This window comes from Pseudomonas sp. CHM02 (assembly GCF_000612585.1).
Lineage (GTDB): Bacteria > Pseudomonadota > Gammaproteobacteria > Pseudomonadales > Pseudomonadaceae > Aquipseudomonas.
In genome coordinates, this window is record NZ_JFCA01000039.1 from 1 (window position 1) to 23,390 (window position 23,390).

Here is a 23,390-nt window from a genome sequence, read left to right on the forward strand (position 1 = left end):
AGGGCTGCGCAGCGGCCCTACAACCAGACGCCGCATTCTTCCTGACAGAATGCGGCGTTTTTTATTGGGGCTGCTACGCACCCCAGCGCGGGGCAAGCCCGCTCACCACAAAAAAACATTATGCAAACACAAAATACTTACGCACCGTCTCGACCACTTCCCACGTCCCTTTCATCCCCGGCTCCACCACAAAGATATCCCCAGCCCGCAGGTGAATCGGCGCCAACCCCTCGGGCGTGATGATGCAGTAGCCTTCCTGGAAGTGGCAGTATTCCCATTTCACGTAGTCCACGTACCACTTGCCCGGTGTGCAGATCCAGGTGCCCATGATCTTGCTGCCGTCTTCGCTGGTGTAGGCGTTGAGGTTGACGGTGTGCGGGTCGCCTTCGAGTTTTTCCCATTTGCACGCGTCCAGGACCGGCAGTGGGTGAGTGTCGCGCAGTACGGTGATGGGCTTGGACATGATGGCTCCGAGGCAGGGAATGGAAAGATGCACCCTAAGGCCTTGGGCGTTGTGTCAGTGGTCTGAACTCGACATCGGGATGCCCAGAAGCGCAGCGGTGTGATGATCCGGAAATTACCGCGAACCCTTGTGGGAGCCGGGCTTGCCCGCGATAGCGGAGTGTCAGGCTATGAAGATGCAAGCAGTGCCACCGTCATCGCGGGCAAGCCCGGCTCCCACAGGGCACGGTGACGCATCCGGACGATATATTTGTGCGATTTCTCGTCCGTTCTTCGCAGTAAGTGCGAAAGATTTCCCGTCTCACGCCAGAATTCGCAAGAAAATTCGCGGCCAGCCCTCGTATCATTCACCCCAGTAACCGCCGAGAGCCTGCAAATGAACCCAATAAAAACGTGGTGGGATATCAGCCCGCCCTTGAGTACGGCGACCCCGACCTGGCCGGGTGATACGCCGTTCCAGGAAGAGCGCGTGTGGCAGTTTGGCCCGGAGTGTCCGGTGAATGTCGGGCGTATCACCTTGTCGCCGCACACCGGCGCCCATGTGGATGCACCGCTGCATTACAGCGCGGACGGCGCGCCCATCGGTGCGGTGTCGCTGGAGGTGTACATGGGGCCCTGCCGGGTGCTGCATTGCCTGGACAGCGGCGCGCTGGTGCAGCCGTATCAGTTGGAAGGCCGTGTGGATAACCTGCCCGAGCGTGTGTTGCTGCGTACTTATCCACAAGCGCCGCTGACCGAATGGGATTCGAATTTCACCGCCATCGCCCCGCAAACCATCGAGCTGCTGGCCAGCCTGGGCGTGCGTTTGATCGGGATCGATACACCCTCGCTGGACCCGCAACAGTCCAAGACCATGGATGCCCACAACGCCGTGGCGCGCCATGGCATGGCGATTCTCGAAGGCATCGTGCTCGATGACGTACCTGAGGGCGACTATGAACTGATCGCTCTGCCGCTGCGTTTTGCCAACCTGGACGCGAGCCCGGTGCGCGCCATTCTCCGTCCGCTCAAGGAGCCCACGCGATGAGCCAATGTCCCTTCTCTGCCGATTACCAACCTCCGGAAGAATGGCATAACGCCGAGCTGAATTTTTCCGAGTCCATGAGCTATGGCGATTACCTGGACCTGGGCAAAGTCCTCAGCGCCCAGCATCCGCTGTCGCCGGACCACAACGAAATGCTGTTCATCATCCAGCACCAGACCTCCGAGTTGTGGATGAAACTGATGCTCCACGAACTCAAGGCCGCCCGCGAACACGTGCGCCTGGGTGAGCTGCCGCCAGCGTTCAAGATGCTGGCGCGGGTGTCGCGGATCTTCGATCAACTGGTACACGCCTGGGCGGTGCTGGCGACGATGACGCCGTCGGAATACAAGGCGATCCGCCCGTTCCTGGGGCAGTCGTCGGGGTTCCAGTCGTTCCAGTACCGCGAGATCGAATTTATCCTTGGCAATAAAAGCGCGGCGCTGTTGCGGCCTCACGCCCATCGGCCGGAGCTGTTGAACGAGTTGAAAGTGGCGATTGCCACGCCGTCGCTGTACGACGAGGCGATCAATCTGATGATCAAAGCCGGCCTGGCGATTGATCCGAAACGTGCCGAGCGCGACCCGACGGCGGCGACGGTTCACGATGAATCGGTGGAGGCGGCGTGGCGTGAGGTGTACCGCGACCCGAACCGCTACTGGGACCTGTATCAGTTGGCCGAGAAGTTTATCGACCTGGAGGACTCGTTCCGCCAATGGCGCTTCCGCCACGTGACGACGGTGGAGCGGATCATCGGCTTCCAGCCTGGCACCGGCGGCACTGAAGGTGTGGGGTATTTGCGCAAGATGCTCGACACGGTGTTGTTCCCCGAGTTGTGGCGAGTGCGCTCAACGCTGTAAACAAAAAGCCCCGGAATTCCGGGGCTTTTTATTGGATGAAACACGCCTTTTGTAGGAGCCCGGCTTGCCGGCGATGGCGTCCTCAAAATTACCGCAAGGCTTGAGGCCTATCGCCGGCAAGCCGGCTCCTACAGAGGATTTATGCGGTCACGGGTTTTGCATTTCGCATGCGCAACCGGTAGGCCACATAGATAACCCCCACCCACACCGGCATCGCATACACCGATTCGCTGATCCCCGGGATCGCCAGCATCACGCTGATGATCATCACCATGAACGCCAGGCACAGGTAGTTGCTGAACGGGAACCAGAAGGTCTTGAACGACGGCGTCACGCCTTGCTCGCCCATGGCCTTGCGGAACTTGATGTGGGTGATGCTGATCAGCGCCCAGTTGATCATCAGCGAGGCAACCACCAGCGCGAACAGCAGCTCCAGCGCGCTCTGCGGTGCCACGTAGTTGACCACTACACACAGCATCGTCACCAACGCTGAAATCGCCAGGGCGCGGATCGGCACGCCTTGTTTGTTCAGCTTCATCAGCGATTTCGGTGCATCACCTTGCTCGGCCAGGCCGAACAGCATGCGGCTGTTGCAGTACACGCCGCTGTTGTACACCGACAGCGCCGCGGTCAGGACCACGAAGTTGAGGATGTGTGCGGCGGTGTCGTTGCCGATCAGCGAGAAGATCTGCACAAACGGGCTGCCACTGTAGGCATCGCCCGACGCGCCGAGGGTTTGCAGCAGTTGGTCCCATGGGTACAGCGACAGCAGCACGGTCAGCGCGCCGACGTAGAAAATCAGGATCCGGTACACCACCTGGTTGATCGCTTTCGGGATCACTTTGCGTGGCTCGCTGGCCTCGGCGGCGGTGATGCCCACCAGCTCCAGGCCACCGAACGAGAACATGATGAACGCCATGGACATCAACAGCCCCATGCCGCCATTGGGGAAGAACCCGCCGTGGCTCCACAGGTTGCTGACAGTGGCTTGCGGGCCGCCGGTGCCGCTGAACAGCAGGTAGCAACCGAGCACGATCATGCCGACAATCGCCACCACCTTGATGATCGCGAACCAGAACTCGGCTTCACCGAAGAACTTCACGTTCAGGGTGTTGATCAGGTTCACCGCGACAAAGAACACCAGCGCACTGACCCAGGTCGGGATTTCCGGCCACCAGAACTGGATGTACTTGCCCACCGCCGTCAGTTCGGCCATGCCCACCAGTACGTAGAGCACCCAGTAGTTCCAGCCCGCCAGGAAGCCTGCGTAGCCGCCCCAGTATTTGTGTGCGAAGTGGCTGAAGGAGCCAGCCACCGGCTCTTCGACGATCATCTCGCCGAGCTGGCGCATGATCAGGAACGCGATGAAACCGGCAATCGCGTAGCCCAGGATCATCGACGGCCCCGCCGACTTGAGCACCCCGGCCGAGCCGAGGAACAACCCCGTACCAATCGCCCCTCCCAAGGCGATCAGCTGAATGTGCCGGTTCTTCAGGCCACGCTTGAGGCCTACCGGGTTAACCATGTCATCCGCCATTAACATTCCCTTCTACTTGTTTTTCTCAGGGTTGAGTGCACGCCGCATCAGCCCCTCAGAAGTGCTGAGGGGTCAGATATTACTCTGCGTAAACTTTTCGTAATACAGTTGAACGCCATCAAGTGCCTGATCCGCCAGCCATTGCTGGACGGATTCGACCATTGGAGGGGGGCCGCACAGGTACATATCCGCCGATCTGTCCCGCAATTCGGCCACGTCGAAATGCTCGGTAAGGTAGCCGCGCTTGCCCAGCCAATCCTCCGAGGGTGCGCTGAGCACTTCGGTGTAGCGAAAGTTCGGGATTTTCGCGGCATAGGCCTGGATGCGCGCCGCTTCGCACAGGTCCTCGGCACCGCGCACGCCGTAGTAGAGGTGCACGGGTTGGTCACAGCCGTTGGCGGCCAGTTCATCGAGCATGCCGAGCAACGCCGATAAGCCGGTGCCGCCCGCCACCAACACCAAGGGCTTGGTCACATGGCGCAGGTAGAAGGCGCCGAGTGGCGCTTCCATCACCAGCGCATCGCCCACTTGGCAGCGCTCGCGCAGGTAGTTGCTCATCACCCCATCGGGCAACAGGCGCAGCAGAAATTGCAGTTGATTACCTGGCAGGTTGGCGAAGGAATACGAGCGCCAACTGTCCGTGCCGGGCACCGACAGGCGCGCGTACTGGCCGGGTAGAAAGTCCAGCGCCTGATCCAACTGCACCTGCAGGATCGCCGTACTGCTCGACACGTGCTGCACCGTGCTCACCGTGCCACGCACCTGCACCGGGCCCGGCGCGTTGCACAGGCTCGAGTCAAAGTCGAAGTAGAACGTCGCGTCGGACTTCACCCGCGTCTGGCAACTGAGCATCTTGCGCTGTTGCAGGTCGAGGCTGGAAAGCGCCTCTTCGTCGACATAATCCTGGGTGTAATCGCCGGATTCGCAACGGCCCTGGCAGGTGCCGCACACGCCTTCACGGCAATCCAGCGGGATCTTGATGCCGTTGCGCAGCGCCGCATCCAGCAGGATTTCATGGGCGCCGACGGGGAAGAACAGTGTCTTGCCGTCGGCAAAACTGAAGGCCACTTTGTGATTCATGTGTTGCTCTCCGCATATTGATGACGTGCGCACAACCTGTGGCGAGCGGGCCTGTTGTGGTGAGCGGGCTTGCCCCGCGCTGGGCTGCGAAGCAGCCCCATAAAGTCACCGCCTTTCTCAGGCCAAACCGCAGTGTCTGGACCCGGGGGCCCAGCGCGGGGCAAGCCGGCTCACCACAGGACGACGTTCTCTGCTACAGGTGATAGAAATCCAGCACTGAGTTGATGGTGTCGTTGAGCAGCAGCGCATGCTTGCGGGTGATCAACCAGCTGTCGCCATCAGGCTTGAGGGTGTAAGTGGCGTGGCCGTAAAACTGCTCCGAAGTCGCCAAGCGGTAAAACAGCGTGTGCCAGTTCAAACGCACCTCCAGCGTGCCATCCGCCTGCTCGGCAACGCGCACATTGTTGATCAGGTGCAGCGTGCGCGGCATCGGTGTGGCCGACGCGGCCTTGCCGGTGCGCAAGCGAAATACGCGGTCTTCCAGGCCGGAGCGGTTGGCGTAATAGATCAGCGACATCTCGCGCTTGGGGTCGCGGGTGTAGACGTGCTCCGAGTCCCACTGCGGCAGGTGGAACTCGCTCTGCGGGTCGAACAACTGCACATAGGCGTCCCAATCCTGGGCGTCGCACAGCTCGGACTTGCGGTAGAAAAACTGCTCGATCTGGTACTGCAACTGGGCATTCATCACTTCACCTCCCGCAGTTTCAGCGCTTGTTGATCGAGGCCGTCGAGCAGGAACTGCTGCCATTTGCGGTGCTGGTTGACGTACAGGCCTTCATGGGTGAATTCGGTGCCGGTCATGGCCGGTTGAATGCCGATGGCTTCGCTGTTCGGCGTAGGCCCGGTTTCCCAGCGGTGGCTGCCGCGTGAAATATCGCTCCAACGCTCAAGCCGGCCCTGGAAACCGCGCTGGGCTTCGCGGAACTCCACCAGGTCATCCGGCGTGCCCATGCCCGACACGTTGAAGAAATCCTCGAACTGGCGAATGCGGTTTTCACGGTCAGCGTCGGACTCGTTCTTCACCCCCAGGCACTGGCTGATGATCTCGGTCTTGTTCCACGCCACCGGGCGGATGATGCGCAGCTGCGAGCTGATCTGGTCGAGAAAGAACAGGCTCGGGTAGATATTCAGGTTGCGCAGGCGGTGCATCATCCACTCGGCCTTTTGCTGACCATGTTCTTCCACCAGGCGCGGCATGATGGTGGCGTAGCCGGAGCGTACGCTGGGGTTGGGCATGTCGCTGAACAACAGGCTGTGGCCGTTGTTGAAGGCGAACCAGCCGTCATCGGTGTTCGCATCGCCGGCGCCGAGCTTGCTGTAGTCCAGGGTGCTGCCTGCGCCGATGCCATTCTCGGTGTTCACCTGCTGGCGGTGCTGCACCGTGGCCACGTAGTTGTAGTGCACGGTGCTGACGTGATAACCGTCCAGGCCGTTTTCGTTCTGCAGCTTCCAGTTGCCGTCGTAGGTGTAGGCGGACTTGCCCGGCAGCACTTCCAGCTCGCCGGTGGCAGACTGCGCGACCATCATGTCGAAGAACACTTTGGCATCGCCGAGGAAGTCTTCCAGGCTGTCGGTGCCCTTCACGTTCAGGCTGATGAACACAAAGCCCTTGTAGCTCTCGATACGCGCCTTTTTCAGGCCGCGCGTGGCTTTGTCGAAACCCTCCGGGTATTCCCCTGGCGCCTTGACCTTCACCAGGCGGCCATCGCTCTTGTAGCACCAGGCGTGGAACGGGCAGGTGAAGGTGGATTGGTTACCCTTGCCGACCCGCGTCAGGGTGGTGCCACGGTGCTGGCAGGCGTTGATCAACGCATTGAGCCGGCCTTCGCCGTCGCGGGTGATGATCATCGGCTGGCGCCCGGCGCGCATCGTCACGAAGTCGTGGTGGTTGGCCAGTTCGCTTTCGTGGCAGGCGTAGATCCAGTTCTTTTCGAAGATCAGTTCCATCTCCAGATCGAACAGTTCCGGCTCGGTGAACATGTCGCGGGCGATACGGAACACTTCGTCTGCCGGGCGAAAGTCCAGGCAGCTTTCGATAAACGTTTTCCACTGCTCGACGCTTCTTGCACCACTCATGGGAGGCACCTTTTGGGTAGGGGCTAATCGGTGGTTTATTAGAGGCGGCGGGCAGGGCGCGGGCTATCCGCTTAGTGGGGGAACCTGGGCCGGATAATTGGGCAGCAAATACCCAACCCGGTGCATCGCGGTGACGGGATGCGCTACTGTCTGACAGGGCAAGAGGCGAAAAAGACGGCGACTTATCCACATAGTCGACGGTTGTTATCCATCCAGTGGCCATTGCGCTGGCGTGGCGCATTACTTGCTATCGAACAATAACGACGCGCCGCCAGAGCGCGCAAAAGCCTAACCGCCGTGGGTGCACCCTGATGAGCAGCCAAACGATTCAACGCTTCGACCTGGAAGGCGCCCGCAGCTGGATGTCGGGCATTTGCGGGCCCCATCGCCTGGCCACCGCCACGCCCGAACGCCTGCGCTTTCACCACAGCGCCAACGTGTTCAAGTCCCGCGCCACCACCCTGGGCGTGATCGAATACGGCACCGATGTGACCATCGACATCGAAGACGCCGAGCATTTCAGCAGCTACAGCCTGAGCCTGCCCCTGGTGGGCGAGCAGGAGTTGAGCAAGAACGGTGAGCGCCTGAGTTCCAACCGCGACCAGGGCGTGATCATCTCGCCCAACGAGCATCAGGTGCTGGCGATCTCCGGCGACTGCCGCAAGTTGCAGGTGGTGATCACGCGCGCAGCCATGAGTGAGTCGCTGGAAGGTTTGCTGCGACGGCCCATCGAGGCGCCGTTGCGCTTTGAGTCGGTGATGGACGCGGTAGACGGTGCGTCGGCGTCATGGTGGCGCATGGCGCGTTACTTCATCGCCGAGCTGGAGCACGGCAGCGAGTTGTATGAGCAGGCCGCCTTTACCCGCGACCTGGAAAGCTCGCTGATCAAGGGGCTGATCCTGGCCCAGCCGAACAACTACTCCGAAGAACTGCGCGATGTCCTCGGCGTGAAGCTGCCGCACTACCTGATCCGTGCCCGCCAGTACATCCACGCCAACGCCCGCGAAGCCGTGCACCTGGAAGACCTGGAGGCCGCTGCAGGTGTGTCGCGGTTCAAGCTGTTCGATGCGTTTCGCAAATACTTCGCCCTGTCGCCCATGGCGTATTTGAAGAAGTACCGGTTGGGCGTCGTACGCCAGGAAATCCTCGAACACGGCTCCACCCGTACCATCTCCGAGATCGCCCTGGGCTGGGGCTTTACCCACCTGGGGCGGTTCTCGGCGGAGTATCGCAGGCTGTTCGATGAATCGCCGAGCCAAACCTTGCAGCGCAACAATGCGCGCCGCCAACGCTAGCCTCCCTGTAGGAAGCCCGGCTTGCCGGCGATGAGATCCTCAAGATCGCCATCGCCGGCAAGCCGGGCTCCTACAGGGGAGGTGCCTGGATCAATTCTTCCACCAGTTGCAGACAATGACTGAGCCCCGGCGACTGATCATTCACCCGTCGGCTAAGAATGATCGGCGACGTCGCCGTGGTCTCCACAATCGGCGTGTAGCCAATGTCCGCCCGGTGCAGCACTTGCACCGAGGCCGGCACCAGCGTCACGCCCATGCCGGCGCCGACCAGGCCGATGGCGGTCTGCAACTCGTTGGTCCACTGCGCCACCTTGAGGCTCAGGCCATGGGCATCGAACAGTGCGATCACATGGTCGGCATAACTGGGGCGTGGGTTGCCGGGGTAGAGCACCAATGGCTCGGCGGCGAGTTGGGCGAGGGTCGCGGGTGCGGCCAGCAACGGGTGACCGGTGGGCAGCACGGCGACCAACCGATCCTCCACCAGCACGCGCTGGACGATGGCCGGGTCGTCGATGCGAATACGCCCGAACCCCACATCGATCCGCCCGGCCTTGAGCGCTTCGACCTGCTGCAAGGTGGTCATCTCCGACAGCCCCAACTCCAGCTCCAGCGCCTCATGGGTGCGCAGCCGCCGAATCAGTTCAGGCAGCACGCCGTACAGGGTCGAAGGCGCAAAGCCGATGCCCAGCCACGTCTTCTCACCCTGGCCGATGCGTCGCGTGTTGTCGCAGACCTTGCCCAGTTGTTCGAGCAGCACGTTGGCGTGTTCATAGAAAAACCGCCCGGCCTCGGTCAGCCGCAGCGGTCGACCACGTTCAAGCAGGACCACGCCCAACTCGTCCTCCAATTGCTGGATCTGCCGGCTCAATGGCGGCTGGGCGATGTGCAGGCGTTCGGCGGCGCGGGTGAAGTTGAGGGTTTCCCCCAGCACCTGGAAATAGCGCAGGTGACGCAGTTCCATAACGGCTCCTTTCATACCTTGAGGGTATTGCTTGAGACCAATTCTATATTGGAAGCCAAGAAAGATGCGGGACAGAATCGGCTGAAATCTAAAAAGAACCCAACGGGTATTGCCATGCCGATTTGCGCCATCGAGTCGATCGAGACGATCATCGTCGACCTTCCTACCATCCGCCCGCACAAGCTGGCGATGCACACGATGCAAAACCAGACCCTGGTGATCATCCGTCTGCGCTGCGCCGACGGCATCGAAGGCATCGGCGAAGCCACCACCATCGGCGGCCTGAGCTACGGCAACGAAAGCCCCGACAGCATCAAGGTCAACATCGACCGCCACTTCGCACCGCTGCTGATCGGCCAGGACGCCAGCAATGTCAACGCCGCCATGTTGCGCCTGGAGCGCAGCATCCGCGGCAACACTTTTGCCAAGTCCGGTATCGAAAGCGCCTTGCTCGACGCCCTCGGCAAACGCCTGAACCTGCCGGTCAGCGAACTGCTCGGTGGCCGCGTGCGCGATGCCTTGCCGGTGGCCTGGACCCTGGCCAGCGGCAACACCGAAAAGGACATCGCCGAGGCCGAAAAAATGCTCGACCTGCGCCGCCACCGCATCTTCAAGTTGAAGATCGGCGCGGGTGAAGTCAGCCATGACCTGGCCCATGTGATCGCGATCAAAAAGGCCCTGGGCGACCGCGCCAGTGTGCGCGTCGACGTCAACCAGGCCTGGGACGAAGCGGTGGCGTTGCGCGCGTGCAAGGTGCTCGGTGACAACGGCATCGACCTGATCGAACAGCCCATCTCGCGCAACAACCGTGGCGGCATGGCGCGGCTCAACCTGTCGAGCCCGGCGCCGATCATGGCGGATGAATCCATCGAGTGTGTCGAGGATGCCTTCAACCTGGCCCGCGAAGGCGCGGCGTCGGTGTTTGCCCTCAAGATCGCCAAGAACGGCGGCCCTCGCGCGGTGTTGCGCACCGCGGCGATCGCCGAGGCAGCGGGGATCGGCCTGTATGGCGGCACCATGCTCGAAGGTGGCATCGGCACGCTGGCGTCGGCGCATGCCTTTCTCACGCTGAGCAAACTGGCGTGGGACACCGAACTGTTCGGCCCGTTGCTGCTCACCGAAGACATCCTCACCGAGGCGCCGGTGTACCGCGATTTCCAGCTGCATGTCTCCACCGCTCCGGGCCTGGGCCTGGCCATCGACGAAGAACGCCTGGCGTTCTTCCGTCGTGACAAACACTAAGAGGCGCCTGCCATGTTGTTCCACGTAAAAATGACCGTGAACCTGCCCATCGACATGAACCCCGAGCGCGCAGCCAGCCTGAAGGCGGATGAGAAAGCCCTCGCGCAGCGCCTGCAGCACGAAGGCAAATGGCGCCACCTGTGGCGCATCGCCGGGCACTACGCCAACTACAGCGTGTTCGATGTCGACAGCGTGCAAGAACTGCACGACCTGCTGATGCAACTGCCGCTCTACCCCTACATGGCCATCGAAGTGAATGCCCTGTGCCGGCACCCTTCGTCGATCCATGAGGACGACCGTTAAGCCTGTCATGCACCCAATAATTACAAGATGAGGAACGCACCATGTCCATCCGACTGTCCCAGACTGCCCATGCCCAACAGTTTCTCGAAGAAGCCAGCGGCAACCTCAACGACGGTGGCAACCCGCGCACCAAGGCGCTGATCTACCGGATCCTGCGCGACACCGTGAACATCATCGAAGACCTGGACGTGACCCCGGAAGAATTCTGGAAGGCGGTCAATTACCTCAACGAGTTGGGCAAGAACCAGGAAGCCGGTCTGCTCGCGGCAGGGCTGGGCCTGGAGCATTACCTGGACTTGTTGATGGACGCTGCCGACGAGGAGGCCGGCAAATCCGGCGGCACCCCGCGTACCATCGAGGGCCCGCTGTATGTGGCCGGGGCGCCGTTGAGCCAGTACGAGGCGCGGCTTGACGATGGCACGGACGCCGCGGTGCCGCTGTTCATGCGCGGGCAGGTGCGTGACACCGATGGCAAGCCGCTGGCGGGAGCAATTGTGGACGTGTGGCAGGCCAATACCGGCGGTACGTATTCGTGGTTTGATCCGACGCAATCCGAATTCAACTTGCGCCGGCGCATCGAGACCGATGCCCAGGGCAACTACCGATTCCGCAGTATCGTGCCGTCGGGCTATGGCTGCCCGCCGACCGGGCCGACGCAGCAACTGCTCGACCAATTGGGGCGCCACGGTCAGCGGCCGGCGCATATTCACTTCTTCATTTCGGCACCGGGACATCGGCACCTGACCACGCAGATCAACCTGTCGGATGACCCGTACCTGCATGACGACTTTGCCTATGCGACGCGGGATGAACTGATCGCAGAAATCCGCTTCAGTGACGACCCGCAGCTGGCGCGCGAGTTTGGCGTGGAAGGGCGGTTTGCGCAGATCGATTTTGACTTTGAGTTGCAGGTGGCTGACGCCCCGGTGGAGCAAAAACGCATGCAACGCGTGCGTGCCCTCGAGGACTAAACGCGGTTAAAAATGTGGGAGCTGGCTTGCCTGCGATAGCTATGGTGCATTCACCACCGTCATCGCAGGCAAGCCAGCTCCCACAGGATGCGGTGGTGTTGGGGTTATTTGCGGATGACCAAGTCCAACACCTCATCGCGATCCTTGATCTTCTGCAGCACAATCTCCGAGCGTATATCCATCACCCCCGCCGTACGGTTCAGGTGGTTCACGATAAAGTCCGAGAAGTGCTTGAGGTTGCGTGCCTGCACCCGCAGCACATAGTTGCTGGCGCCGGTGATCACATAGGCGCTGGCCACTTCCGGCCAGCCCTGTACCTTCTTGATAAACGTCTCGTGCCAATCCTCCACATCCTGGCGCAACGACAGGTGCACGATCGCCTCCAGCTCGATCCCCAACTGCTCGGCATTCAACACGGCGCGGTAGCCACTGATGATCCCCTCGCTCTCCAGCAGGCGCAGACGGCGCAGGCACGCGGACGGCGACAGTGCGACTTTTTCCGCCAGTTCCTGGTTGCTGATGCGCCCATCCTGTTGCAGGAAATGCAGGAGGCGCAGGTCGGTGGCATCGAGAATCATGGTTAGAATTAATCCGCGTATTTGGAGGTTAAATTCGAATTTCCTACAGCTTAATTAGCCTGTTACCCCGCACTTTGCACGAAAATTCTCTAAAACTTCGTTCATTATTTTGTCCATATCGACTTACAAAAACCAGGACAGCCCATGACCACTCGAAGCCATTGCCAAGCCCTCGACGCGCAGGACCCGCTGGCACCGTTGCGCAACCAGTTCGCCTTGCCGCAGGGCGTGATCTACCTCGACGGCAACTCCCTCGGTGCACGCCCGGTGGCGGCGTTGGCGCGGGCGCAGGCGGTGATTGCCCAAGAGTGGGGCGACGGCTTGATTCGCAGCTGGAACAGCGCCGGTTGGGCGGACTTGTCCCAGCGCCTGGGCAACCGCCTGGCACCGCTGATCGGCGCGCGCGACGGCGAAGTGGTGATCACCGACACCACCTCCATCAACCTGTTCAAGGTGCTCAGCGCCGCGTTGACTGTGCAGCGCCAACGCCAGCCTGGGCGCAAGGTGATCGTCAGCGAGGCGAGCAATTTCCCTACCGATTTGTACATCGCCGAAGGCCTGGCCGAACTGCTGCAGCAAGGCTATTCCCTGCGCCTGGTGAACAGCCCGGACGAGTTGCCCCAGGCCATCGACCAGGACGTGGCGGTGGTGATGCTCACCCACGTCAACTACAAGACCGGCTACATGTACGACATGCAGGCGCTCACTGCCCTGAGCCATGAGTGCGGCGCGCTGAGCATCTGGGACCTGGCGCACTCGGCGGGCGCGGTGCCCATCGACCTGCATCAGGCCGGTGCCGATTATGCGATTGGCTGCACCTACAAGTACCTCAACGGCGGCCCGGGCTCCCAGGCGTTTGTGTGGGTCAACCCGGCGCTGGTGGATGTGGTGCGCCAGCCGTTGTCGGGCTGGTTCGGGCATACCCGCCAGTTCGCCATGGAATCGACTTACGCACCGAGCGCTGGCATCGCACGCTACCTGTGCGGCACGCAGCCGATCACTTCGCTGGCGATGGTGGAATGCGGCCTGGAGATTTTCGCCCAGACCGACATGGCCCGCCTGCGCAGTAAATCCCTGGCGTTGACCGACCTGTTCATCGCATTGGTGGAGGCCCGTTGTACTGCCCATGAGTTGGTATTGATCACCCCCCGTGAGCACGCCAGGCGCGGCAGCCATGTGAGCTTCGAGCACCCTGAAGGCTACGCGGTGATCCAGGCCTTGATCGCCCGTGGCGTGATCGGTGACTACCGTGAGCCGCGCATCATGCGCTTTGGTTTTACGCCGTTGTACACCAGCTTTACCGAAGTATGGGACGCGGTGGAAATCCTGGGCGACATCCTCGACCACCACACCTGGAACCAACCGCAATTCAAAGTTCGCAACAGCGTCACCTGACACGGCACCGATCAAAATGTGGGAGCTGGCTTGCCTGCGATGACGGTGGTGAATGCACCGGCGCTATCGCAGGCAAGCCAGCTCCCACAGGGTTCAGCGTCAGCAACAACCATCACAATAATAAAGGGGCACACCACGTGACCACGCCAGACAACGGTTTTGCCGAGATCACCCACCGCGAACTGGGCCTGCGGCGCCAGCTCACTTCCGGCCAGATGAGCATGATCGCCATCGGCGGCGCCATTGGTACCGGGCTGTTCATGGGCAGCGCCTACGCCATCGGTTATGCCGGGCCCAGTGTGCTGGTGAGCTACGCCATCGGCGCGTTGATCACCTTGCTGCTGATGGGGTGCCTGGCGGAGATGACGGTGGCCCATTCCACCTCGGGCTCCTTTGGCGCGTACGCCGAGTTCTACATCAGCCCGCTGGCCGGGTTCCTGGTGCGCTACGCCTACTGGGCAGCGATCGTGCTGGCGGTGGGCGCCGAGGTCACAGCGGTGGCGATGTACATGAAGTACTGGTTCGCCAACGTGCCGGAATGGGTGTGGATCGTGTCGTTTTCCAGCGTGCTGATCCTGCTCAACGCCATCAGCGTGAAGACCTTCGGCAACTTCGAATACTGGTTCTCGACGATCAAGATCAGCGCCATCGTCGGCTTCATCATCCTTGCCGTTTACGTGGTGTTCGGCTCCGGTAATCCTGAATATGGTGTGCAGAACTATACGGCCCACGATGGCTTTTTCCCCCATGGCCTGAGCGGCATGTGGATCGCGGTGATCGTGTCGATCTTCAGCTACCTGAGTGTGGAGATGATCGCCGTGGCCGCCGGCGAAGCGGCGGACCCGGAACAGGCGGTGAAGAAAGCCTTCCGCGCCACCATCGTGCGCTTGGTGGTGTTTTACCTGCTGACCCTGGCGCTGATGCTGGCCATCGTGCCGTGGAACCAGGCTGGGCAAACCCAGAGCCCGTTCGTGACGGTGATGCAGACCATCGGTATTCCCGGCGCCACTGGTGTGATGAACTTCGTGATCCTGATCGCAGCGCTGTCGGCGATGAACAGCCAGCTCTACATCACTACTCGCATGATGTTCAGCCTGTCCCGCGCCGGCTTCGCCCCCAAGGCCATGGGCGCCTTGAGCAGGAGTGGCATCCCGCTGAACGCGTTGCTGCTGTCCAGCTCGGGCATTGCCCTGGCGACGTTGCTGAACGTGGTGTATCCGGAAAGTTCGTTCACGCTGATGATGGCAATCTCGATGTTTGGCGCGATCTTCACCTGGTTCATGATCTTTCTCACGCACCTGTTCTTCCGCCGTTACCGCAAGCGCCATGGCGGGCCTAAGCTGTCGTTCCAACTGCGGCTGTTCCCCTACAGCACCCTGTTGGGCCTGGTGCTGATGGGCGCGGTGATGGTCACCACGTATTTCACCGAGGCGTTCAAGATGACCTTGGTGTTTGGTGTGCCGTTCCTGCTGATTCTGTCGGCGGTGTATTACGGTTTCTTCCGCAAGGGCAGGGCCAAGGCATCGAACAAGGCCCTGGCGTAACCGGGCAATTGCTCGAACGAGCGCGCGCAGAGCAGTAGCTTTCGGCGAGCCCACTCCTCTTGCAGGGGGTGGGCCTTGAAGCTGCGTTCCAAGGGCCAGCGCTCCAGCGCCGCTTGGGGCACGATGCCCAGGCCAGCGCCGCGGGCGACCATGCGAATCACCCCATCAAAGCCTTCGGCACGGATGCGTGTTTGCAGGCGGAAACCGGCGTGCAATGCCTGTTCTTCGAGATAAACCGTCAATGCGCTGTGGGGGGCGAGGCCGACAAAGTCGTATTGCAGGCTATCGACAAAACTCCCTTCGGTGAACGGATGATCCGGCGGTGAGATCAGCACCAGCGGGTCATCGCGAAACGGCAAGGTCTGCAGGCCGTGGGTGTCCACCGCGTCGGAAATGATCCCAAGATCTGCCGTGCCCTGGCGCAAGGCCTGGGTGATGCGCAGGCTCGGCAGCTCCTGCAGATCAATATCGAGATTGGGGTGCTCGCACAGAAAGTCCGCCAGCAGTTCCGGCAGGTATTCACTCAGGGCGGTGGTGTTGCACAGCAGGCGTACCTGGCCTTTGATGCCGTTGGCGTATTCCGCCAGGTCCTGTTGCAGGTGCTCGGCCTGTTGCAGTAACAGGCGTGCGTGGCGGGCCAGGGCTTTGCCGGCGGGCGTTGGGGTGACACCTCGACGGTTACGCTCCAGGAAATCGATACCCAGCGAAGCCTCCATCGCCCGGATACGCGCACTCGCGGCGGCCAGGGACAAATGGCTGCGCCCGGCACCGGCGGTGATGTTGCCGGTGTCGAGGATGTGGAGATAAAGGCGCAGGTCGATCAGGTCAAAGTGCATGCCGGGGTTCTCGGGTGGCTGGACTGGCCCCTTCGCGAGCAAGCCCGCTCCCACACTTGGAACGCATTTCAAATGTGGGAGCGGGCTTGCTCGCGAAGGCGGCATCAGCCTCTCAAAAAACAAGAGGCTGCCTCAGTATATGGCGAATTTCAGCCTTCAGCGAAAAGCCGCACAATCCCCCCATGAATACCTTCCTCGCGTTCTACCAACAAATCGGTCCCGCCTTGACCCTGCTGGTGATCGGCACCTTCGTGCTGGCCGGCACCGTCAAGGGTGTGATCGGCCTGGGCTTGCCGACAGTCTCCATGGGCTTGCTCGGCCTGGCTATGTTACCGGCGCAGGCTGCGGCGTTGCTGATCATCCCGTCGACGATCACCAACCTGTGGCAGCTGGCGTTCGGTGGGCATCTGAGTGCGTTGCTCAAACGCCTGTGGCCGATGCTGCTGCTGATCTTCCTCGGCACCGGGCTTGGCACCTTGTGGCTGGGCATGGACGGTGGTGGCTGGGTAGTTCATGCATTGGGCGGTGCATTGCTGGTCTATGCCCTGAGCGGCTTGTTCCTGCCCTCGTTCAGGGTAAGGCCTGGAACCGAACGCTGGCTGGGCCCGCTGTGCGGGGTGATCACCGGCATCATCACCTCGGCCACCGGTGTGTTCGTGATTCCGGCCGTGCCGTATCTGCAAGCCCTGGGCTTGAACCGCGATCAGTTGGTGCAGGCGCTGGGGCTGTCGTTCACCGTGTCGACGCTGGCACTCGCCGCCGGGCTGGCCTGGCGCGGCACTTTGGGCGGTGGAGAGCTGAACGCGTCATTGCTGGCGCTGGTGCCGGCACTGTTGGGCATGTGGCTTGGCCAGGCACTGCGCCAGCGCATCAGTGCTGCGGTGTTCAAGCGCGTGTTTTTCATCGGCATGGCGCTGTTGGGCGGGCATCTGCTGATCAGTGGTTAACAATGCCGCTGGTATTCGTGCGGTTTGATCAAATGTATTTTGCTGCACCGTTGCTTATTCCCAGAGGCCTATGTCGATAGCCTGCCGGCAGACATTTTTAACCCCTCTGGATACCCTCCCATGAAAAAAGTCCTCCTGCTCAACGGCGGCAAGAAATTCGCTCACTCCGATGGTCGCTACAACAGCACCCTGCATGACGCCGCCGTGGCGGTGCTGGACCGCGCAGGCATCGACGTCAAAGTCACCCACATCGATGAAGGCTATGACGTTGCCGAAGAAGTCGCGAAATACCTCTGGGCCGATGTGATCATCTACCAGATGCCCGGCTGGTGGATGGGTGCACCGTGGATCGTCAAGAAGTACATCGACGAAGTCTTCACCGAAGGCCACGGCAGCCTGTACGCCAGCGACGGCCGCACCCGTTCCGACTCATCGCAGAAGTACGGCAGCGGTGGCTTGATCCAAGGCAAGCAGTACATGTTGTCGCTGACCTGGAACGCGCCGCAGCAAGCCTTCGACGACCCGACCGATTTCTTCGAAGCCAAGGGCGTTGACGCGGTGTACTTCCCGTTCCACAAGGCTAACGAGTTTCTCGGCATGACCGGCCTGCCTACCTTCCTGTGTGTGGACGTGATGAAGCGTCCGGCAATCGAGGCCGATGTTGTGCGCTACGAGCAGCATCTGGCGCAGGTGTTCAATTTCTCGGTATAAGCTGCTGTGAACCGATAACGAGGAGCGCCTGTGAAAGCCCGATCCGATGAGCTACAGATCTTCGTCAGTGTGATTGAATGCGGTTCGATTTCCGCTGCCGCAGAGCAGGTCGGGCAGACGCCCTCGGCGGTCAGTCGCACCTTGTCGCGCCTGGAGGCCAAGCTCGACACCACGCTGATCAACCGCACCACGCGGCGCATGGACCTGACCGAGGAGGGCAAATACTTCTTCGAACAGGCCAAGGTGATCCTGGCGCAGATGGATGAGCTGGAAGAGCGCCTGTCGTCACGTCAGAAAAAGCCGGCGGGGCGCCTGCGCATCAATGCCGCCGTGCCGTTCATGCTGCATGGAATCGTGCCGTATATCGCCGAATTTCGCAGCCTTTACCCGGAGATCCAGTTGGAGCTGAACAGCGATGACCTGATCATCGACCTGCTGGAGCAGAGCACCGATATCGCCATTCGCATCGGTGCCCTGGCCGACTCTACCCTGCATGCGCGTTCCCTCGGCTGTACGCCGCTGCATATCCTCGCCAGCCCCGACTACCTCAAGCAATACGGCACGCCGACCACGGTCGCCGAGTTGGCTGACCACACCTTGCTGGGGTTCACCCAGACCGAAACCCTCAACCACTGGCCGCTGCGTCATGTGGAGGGCGACCGCTGGCTGATCCAGCCGAGCGTGGCGGCTTCCAGTGGCGAGACCTTGCGCCATTTGGCGCTGGAGGGGCAGGGCATCTGTTGCCTGTCGAACTTCATGACCATCGACGATATCGAGGCCGGGCGCCTGGTGCCGGTGCTGGAGGCGTTCAACAGCGGTTATCGCCAGCCGATCCACGCGGTGTTCTACCGCAACTCGCAATTGGCGTTGCGTATCCAGTGCTTCCTGGACTTTATCCAGGCCAAGCTGGCGCGGTATGCCTGCTGATTCGTGACCTTGGCGCAAGAGTGAATTGGGCAATAGGGGCTTATTCGTCAGGGATGCGCCCTTGATACTGGACTTATCACTTACCCAGTCAGGAGAACACTCCATGAATGTATTCGTAACCGGCGCCGCAGGTTTTATCGGTGGTTCCATCGCCACTGGCCTGGTCAAGGCTGGCCACACCGTAACCGGCCTAGTGCGCAGTGCCGAGCAAGCGGCTGAAATGACCGCCCTGGGCATCACTCCGGTGATCGGCACCCTCGATGACGCTGCTGTACTGACCGAGCAAGCGCAGAAGGCTGATGCGGTGATCAATGCCGCGAGCAGCGACCATCGCGCCGCCGTGGAAACCCTGCTGGCGGCCTTGAAGGGCTCGAACAAGCCATTCCTGCACACCAGCGGTTCGAGCATTGTCGGGGATGCGTCGGGTGGCAAGTCCAGCGATGTCATCTACTTCGAAGACAACCTGCCGGAACCGACGGTCGACAAGGCTGCCCGCGTGGCCATCGACAATCTGATCCTGGCGGCTGCCAAGGATGGGGTGAACTCGGCAGTAATCTGCAACACGTTGATCTACGGCCACAGCCTGGGTGTGAAGCGCGACAGCGTGCAACTGCCGCGTCTGCTCAAGCAGGCACGTAAAAGCGGTGTGGTGCGCCATGTGGGCACCGGGCAGAACATCTGGTCCAACGTGCACGTTGAAGACGTGGTGGCGTTGTACCTGCTGGCACTGACCAGGAACGTTCCGGGCACCTTCTACTTCGTGGAAAGCGGCGAAGCGTCTTTTATCGACATGACCACCGCCATCGCCGAAGCGCTGAACCTGGGTAAACCGCAGGATTGGCCATTGGCTGACGCCGAAGCCGAGTGGGGTTATGAAATGGCCAACTACGGCCTGGGCTCCAACAGCCGCGTGCGTGGCAAGCATGCCCGTGAAGTGTTGGGCTGGGCGCCGAAGCGTACATCGGTGGTGGAGTGGATTCGCAACGAGATGGTGTGATACCCACCCCCTGGAGCCGGCTTGCCGGCGATGGCGACCTTGGATCGTGTTTCGATTTCAAGGGCCTCATCGCCGGCAAGCCGGCTCCTACTGGTTCTGCCCTCTGTAATTCCGTACCATTCCCCGCCTTATCCCCCGCAATGCCCTGGTACCTCATGAACCTCACCCGTCTGCGCGCCGATGCCCTGGCCGGCCTTACCACGTCTTTTGCGTTGCTGCCCGAATGCATTGCCTTTGCCTTGGTGGCCCACCTCAATCCGCTGATGGGGCTCTACGGCGCCTTTATCATCTGCACGCTCACGGCATTATTTGGTGGTCGCCCAGGCATGGTGTCCGGTGCAGCGGGCTCAATGGCGGTGGTGATCGTTGCGCTGGTGGTGCAACACGGCGTTGAGTATCTACTGGCCACGGTGTTGTTGGGCGGGCTGATCATGGTCGCCTTCGGCCTGCTGCGCCTGGGCAAGCTGGTGCGCATGGTGCCGCATCCGGTGATGCTGGGGTTCGTCAACGGTCTGGCGATCATCATTGCCCTGGCGCAATTGGAGCATTTCAAGAGCGGTGAGCACTGGCTCAGTGGCACGCCGCTGTACGTGATGACCGGCCTGGTGCTGGTGACCATGGCCATCGTCTACCTGCTGCCGCGCATCACCCGCGCCGTGCCGCCCGCGTTGGTGGCGATCCTTGGCGTCGGCCTGGCGGTGTACCTGCTCGGCCTGCCCACGCGCACGCTGGGCGACATGGCCCACATTGCCGGCGGCCTGCCGACCTTCTCGCTGCCGCAAATTCCGTGGACCCTGGACACCCTGGGCATCATCGCCCCCTACGCATTCCTGATGGCCATGGTCGGGCTGTTGGAAACCTTGTTGACCCTCAACCTCACCGACGAAATCACCGAGACCCGTGGTTACCCCGACCGCGAAAGCGTGGCCCTGGGCGCGGCGAATATGGTCTCGGGCCTGTTCGGCGGCATGGGTGGCTGCGCGATGATCGGGCAGACCGTGATCAACCTCAGTTCCGGCGGGCGCGGGCGTTTCTCGGGGGTGTTTGCCGGGGTGATGATCCTGTTGTTCATTCTGTTCCTGTCACCGTTTATCGAGAGGATCCCGCTGGCGGCGCTGGTGGGCGTGATGTTCGTGGTGTCCCAACAGACCTTTGCCTGGGCGTCGCTGCGGGTGATCAACAAGGTGCCGCTCAATGACGTGCTGGTGATTATCGCGGTGACCGTCATCACCGTGTTCACCGACCTGGCCACGGCGGTGCTGTGCGGGATTGTGATTGCAGCGCTGAATTTCGCCTGGCAACAAGCGCGGGAGTTGTATGCGGATGAGCATCTGGAAGCCGACGGCAGCAAGCTCTATCGCCTGCATGGCACGTTGTTCTTTGCCTCGACCACGCCGTTCTTGAATCAATTCGACCCGGCCAATGACCCGGCCCAGGTGACGCTGGATTGCCGTCACCTGAGCTTTGTCGACTATTCAGCGATTGCTGCGCTGATGACCCTGCGTGAGCGTTACACCAAGGCCGGCAAGCACCTGCGGGTACTGCATCTGTCCGAGCGCTGCAAGAAGCTGCTCAAGCGCGCCAAGGTTCATCACGACTGACCTCGGGGCGATGGCGTTTGTGGGATCGCCATCGCCGGCAAGCCGGCTCCTACCGTGCGTTTATGGCCCTACCAGGTCTTCCAATTCCTGGGCGCGGGTCTGGGTCATGTCGAGCACGCAGCCGGAGCCGTTGACCTGGTCGATGGTGCCGCCGGTGGCGGAGCCCGCGAAGCCGCAATTGGCGTCACGGTACTGTATCCACAAGCGCTGCACGTCCTGCAGTTGCTGCTTGCGTGCGCCTTCCTGGGCGGCGAGGGCGGTCTTGTAGGCCCTGTTCAGACGCGCGTCCTGCACCTTGGCTTCCTTGGCGTTGCAATTGACCATGTCCGCGGTGGTGTTGGCGCTGTCCATGCATTTTTTCAATGCCGCGTTGTCGGCGGCCGAGGCAGTGCCGCACAGGGCAAGTAACAGCGCGCTGGCGGCAAGGGAGGTACGAATCATGGTCGGTTTCCTGGGCATGAGGGGAGGCGCATTCTATGACTCGATGGCGCCCGCTGAGTTTCCGGCATCGGCGGATCTTCATGTAAGAACACCCCCCGAATTTTCATGAAGGGTTGTCGCACATATCCCAACGCGACACCGCTTATCTGTGGGCGAAAATTACTTTCATAAAAATTGAAAATGCTCTTCGGTAATGATTTATGAGTTTCACAACCAATTCGACGTGACCCTTTCCGAGGAGTACCGCATGGCCGCATCACCGGGCTTCGGGCTATTGGCATACGCCGCCATCGCCATCATTGCTTTGATCGTGCTGATTGCACGTTACCGGCTCAACCCGTTTATCGTCATCACCCTGGTGTCCATCGGCCTGGCGCTGATGGCCGGGATGCCGGCGGACACCATCATGGGGTCCTACGAAGCAGGCGTCGGCAAGACCCTGGGGCATATCGCCCTGGTCGTCGCACTGGGCACCATGCTGGGCAAGATGATGGCCGAGTCCGGCGGTGCCGAGCAGGTGGCGCGCACCTTGATCAGCCGATTCGGCGAGCGCAACGCCCACTGGGCCATGGTATGCATCGCCTTCTTGGTGGGGCTGCCGCTGTTTTTCGAAGTCGGTTTTGTGTTGCTGGTGCCGATCGCGTTTACCGTGGCACGGCGGGTGGGCGTGTCGATCCTGATGGTCGGGCTGCCGATGGTCGCCGGTCTGTCGGTGGTGCACGCGCTGGTACCGCCGCACCCGGCGGCGATGATGGCGGTGCTGGCGTATAACGCGTCGGTGGGGCAGACCGTGCTGTATGCGATTTTGATCGGCATTCCTACGGCGATCATTGCCGGCCCGGTCTACGCCAAATTCATCGTGCCGCGTATTCACCTGCCGGCGGAGAACCCGCTGGAACGTCAGTTCATCGAGCGTGAGCCGCGTACACGTTTGCCGAGTTTCGCATTGACCATGGGCACCATCCTGTTGCCGGTGGTGCTGATGATGATCGGTGGCTGGGCCAATGTGATTTCCACGCCAGGCACCGGGTTCAACCAGTTCCTGTTGTTTATCGGCAACTCGGTGATCGCGCTGCTGGTGGCAACCCTGGTGAGTTTCTGGACGCTGGGCCTGGCCCAGGGCTTCAACCGCGAGTCGATTCTCAGGTTCACCAATGAATGCCTGGCGCCGACCGCCAGCATCACCTTGCTGGTGGGCGCGGGGGGCGGTTTGAATCGCATCCTGGTGGATGCGGGTGTTACCAACGAAATTCTCGGCCTGGCCCATGCTTTCCATCTGTCGCCGCTGGTGATGGGTTGGCTGTTTGCCGCACTGATGCGGATCGCCACTGGTTCGGCCACGGTGGCCATGACCACCGCGTCCGGCGTGGTTGCGCCGGTGGCCATGGGACTGGGTTATCCACACCCGGAATTGCTGGTGCTGGCCACGGGGGCGGGCTCGGTGATCTTTTCCCACGTGAATGACGGCGGCTTCTGGCTGATCAAGGAATACTTCAATATGACGGTGATCCAGACCTTCAAGACCTGGACCGTGCTGGAGACTTTGATTTCTGTGGTGGCCTTCGGTCTCACCTACGGCCTGTCTCTTGTTTTATGAGCCTCACC

23 protein-coding genes are annotated in these 23,390 nt (G+C 61.3%); 14 read left to right on the forward strand and 9 right to left on the reverse strand.

Annotation, left to right across the window (positions count from 1 at the left end; all coding sequences use genetic code 11):
- Positions 1-118 precede the first annotated feature (118 nt).
- Entirely contained in the window at positions 119-463 is a 345-nt protein-coding gene (locus tag BM70_RS0121990; protein WP_025858010.1) for a cupin domain-containing protein, read from the reverse strand.
- 375 nt (positions 464-838) lie between these two features.
- On the opposite strand from BM70_RS0121990, the gene kynB reads away from it, so the two are divergent.
- On the forward strand, positions 839-1,489 hold the full coding sequence (gene kynB, locus BM70_RS0121995; protein ID WP_025858011.1) for an arylformamidase: 651 nt from the start codon (positions 839-841) through the stop codon (positions 1,487-1,489).
- The gene (kynA, locus tag BM70_RS0122000) at positions 1,486-2,343 is read left to right on the forward strand and encodes a tryptophan 2,3-dioxygenase (protein WP_015885870.1); all 858 of its coding nucleotides are present in this window, start codon (positions 1,486-1,488) and stop codon (positions 2,341-2,343) included. Before kynB ends, kynA begins: the two co-directional genes overlap by 4 nt.
- 139 nt (positions 2,344-2,482) lie before the next feature.
- Here the strand turns inward: kynA and BM70_RS0122005 are convergent, their stop codons facing one another.
- The 4 genes from BM70_RS0122005 to antA all read right to left on the reverse strand — a co-directional run bounded on the left by BM70_RS0122005 (position 2,483) and on the right by antA (position 7,036).
- Positions 2,483-3,880, reverse strand: a complete 1,398-nt coding sequence (locus tag BM70_RS0122005; protein WP_025858012.1) for an amino acid permease — start codon at positions 3,878-3,880, stop codon at positions 2,483-2,485.
- Positions 3,881-3,952: 72 nt separating this feature from the next.
- Positions 3,953-4,960, reverse strand: a complete 1,008-nt coding sequence (gene antC / locus BM70_RS0122010; RefSeq protein WP_025858013.1) for an anthranilate 1,2-dioxygenase electron transfer component AntC — start codon at positions 4,958-4,960, stop codon at positions 3,953-3,955.
- 193 nt (positions 4,961-5,153) lie between these two features.
- The gene (antB, locus tag BM70_RS0122015; protein WP_025858014.1) at positions 5,154-5,645 is read right to left on the reverse strand and encodes an anthranilate 1,2-dioxygenase small subunit; all 492 of its coding nucleotides are present in this window, start codon (positions 5,643-5,645) and stop codon (positions 5,154-5,156) included.
- Positions 5,645-7,036 (reverse strand): anthranilate 1,2-dioxygenase large subunit, encoded by a 1,392-nt coding sequence (gene antA / locus BM70_RS0122020; protein WP_025858015.1) that lies wholly within the window; start codon positions 7,034-7,036, stop codon positions 5,645-5,647. Before antA ends, antB begins: the two co-directional genes overlap by 1 nt.
- 311 nt (positions 7,037-7,347) lie before the next feature.
- On the opposite strand from antA, the gene BM70_RS0122025 reads away from it, so the two are divergent.
- Positions 7,348-8,331, forward strand: a complete 984-nt coding sequence (locus BM70_RS0122025; RefSeq protein ID WP_025858016.1) for a helix-turn-helix domain-containing protein — start codon at positions 7,348-7,350, stop codon at positions 8,329-8,331.
- Between the two features lie 70 nt (positions 8,332-8,401).
- On the opposite strand, the gene BM70_RS0122030 is transcribed toward BM70_RS0122025, so the two are convergent.
- Positions 8,402-9,292: a LysR family transcriptional regulator gene (locus BM70_RS0122030; protein WP_025858017.1), complete on the reverse strand. Its 891-nt coding sequence runs from the start codon at positions 9,290-9,292 to the stop codon at positions 8,402-8,404.
- A 114-nt stretch (positions 9,293-9,406) separates the two neighbouring features.
- Here BM70_RS0122030 and BM70_RS0122035 point away from each other — a divergent pair, with 114 nt between their 5' ends.
- The 3 genes from BM70_RS0122035 to catA are packed head-to-tail and all read left to right on the forward strand — an operon-like array spanning position 9,407 to position 11,808.
- Complete coding sequence (locus BM70_RS0122035) at positions 9,407-10,534, forward strand: muconate cycloisomerase family protein (RefSeq protein WP_025858018.1); 1,128 nt, start codon at positions 9,407-9,409, stop codon at positions 10,532-10,534.
- Positions 10,535-10,546: 12 nt separating this feature from the next.
- Positions 10,547-10,837 carry a muconolactone Delta-isomerase gene (gene catC / locus BM70_RS0122040; protein WP_025858019.1) on the forward strand — a complete coding sequence of 97 codons (291 nt, stop codon included), beginning with the start codon at positions 10,547-10,549 and terminating at the stop codon, positions 10,835-10,837.
- Between the two features lie 41 nt (positions 10,838-10,878).
- Positions 10,879-11,808 carry a catechol 1,2-dioxygenase gene (gene catA, locus BM70_RS0122045; protein ID WP_025858020.1) on the forward strand — a complete coding sequence of 310 codons (930 nt, stop codon included), beginning with the start codon at positions 10,879-10,881 and terminating at the stop codon, positions 11,806-11,808.
- Positions 11,809-11,912: 104 nt separating this feature from the next.
- On the opposite strand, the gene BM70_RS0122050 is transcribed toward catA, so the two are convergent.
- Positions 11,913-12,386, reverse strand: a complete 474-nt coding sequence (locus BM70_RS0122050; RefSeq protein WP_016974903.1) for an Lrp/AsnC family transcriptional regulator — start codon at positions 12,384-12,386, stop codon at positions 11,913-11,915.
- Positions 12,387-12,530: 144 nt separating this feature from the next.
- Between BM70_RS0122050 and kynU the strand changes: the two genes are divergently transcribed.
- The gene (gene kynU, locus BM70_RS0122055; RefSeq protein ID WP_025858022.1) at positions 12,531-13,781 is read left to right on the forward strand and encodes a kynureninase; all 1,251 of its coding nucleotides are present in this window, start codon (positions 12,531-12,533) and stop codon (positions 13,779-13,781) included.
- 137 nt (positions 13,782-13,918) lie between these two features.
- A complete protein-coding gene (locus BM70_RS0122060; protein WP_025858023.1) occupies positions 13,919-15,325 on the forward strand; it encodes an amino acid permease in 1,407 nt (468 codons plus the stop codon).
- Here the strand turns inward: BM70_RS0122060 and BM70_RS0122065 are convergent.
- Positions 15,271-16,161 (reverse strand): LysR family transcriptional regulator, encoded by an 891-nt coding sequence (locus BM70_RS0122065; RefSeq protein WP_025858024.1) that lies wholly within the window; start codon positions 16,159-16,161, stop codon positions 15,271-15,273. The genes BM70_RS0122060 and BM70_RS0122065 overlap by 55 nt on opposite strands.
- 182 nt (positions 16,162-16,343) lie before the next feature.
- On the opposite strand from BM70_RS0122065, the gene BM70_RS0122070 reads away from it, so the two are divergent.
- The 5 genes from BM70_RS0122070 (at position 16,344) to BM70_RS0122090 (ending at position 21,344) form a co-directional block, all read left to right on the forward strand.
- On the forward strand, positions 16,344-17,108 hold the full coding sequence (locus tag BM70_RS0122070; protein ID WP_025858025.1) for a sulfite exporter TauE/SafE family protein: 765 nt from the start codon (positions 16,344-16,346) through the stop codon (positions 17,106-17,108).
- A 120-nt stretch (positions 17,109-17,228) separates the two neighbouring features.
- Positions 17,229-17,819 (forward strand): NAD(P)H-dependent oxidoreductase, encoded by a 591-nt coding sequence (locus BM70_RS0122075; protein ID WP_025858026.1) that lies wholly within the window; start codon positions 17,229-17,231, stop codon positions 17,817-17,819.
- A 30-nt stretch (positions 17,820-17,849) separates the two neighbouring features.
- Positions 17,850-18,746 (forward strand): LysR family transcriptional regulator, encoded by an 897-nt coding sequence (locus BM70_RS0122080; protein ID WP_025858027.1) that lies wholly within the window; start codon positions 17,850-17,852, stop codon positions 18,744-18,746.
- 103 nt (positions 18,747-18,849) lie between these two features.
- A complete protein-coding gene (locus tag BM70_RS0122085; protein ID WP_025858028.1) occupies positions 18,850-19,743 on the forward strand; it encodes an NAD-dependent epimerase/dehydratase family protein in 894 nt (297 codons plus the stop codon).
- A gap of 155 nt (positions 19,744-19,898) precedes the next feature.
- On the forward strand, positions 19,899-21,344 hold the full coding sequence (locus tag BM70_RS0122090; protein ID WP_025858029.1) for a SulP family inorganic anion transporter: 1,446 nt from the start codon (positions 19,899-19,901) through the stop codon (positions 21,342-21,344).
- A gap of 60 nt (positions 21,345-21,404) precedes the next feature.
- On the opposite strand, the gene BM70_RS0122095 is transcribed toward BM70_RS0122090, so the two are convergent.
- Positions 21,405-21,785 (reverse strand): lysozyme inhibitor LprI family protein, encoded by a 381-nt coding sequence (locus BM70_RS0122095; protein ID WP_025858030.1) that lies wholly within the window; start codon positions 21,783-21,785, stop codon positions 21,405-21,407.
- Between the two features lie 247 nt (positions 21,786-22,032).
- Between BM70_RS0122095 and BM70_RS0122100 the strand changes: the two genes are divergently transcribed.
- Positions 22,033-23,382 carry a gluconate:H+ symporter gene (locus tag BM70_RS0122100; RefSeq protein WP_155952183.1) on the forward strand — a complete coding sequence of 450 codons (1,350 nt, stop codon included), beginning with the start codon at positions 22,033-22,035 and terminating at the stop codon, positions 23,380-23,382.
- Positions 23,383-23,390: the final 8 nt, after the last annotated feature.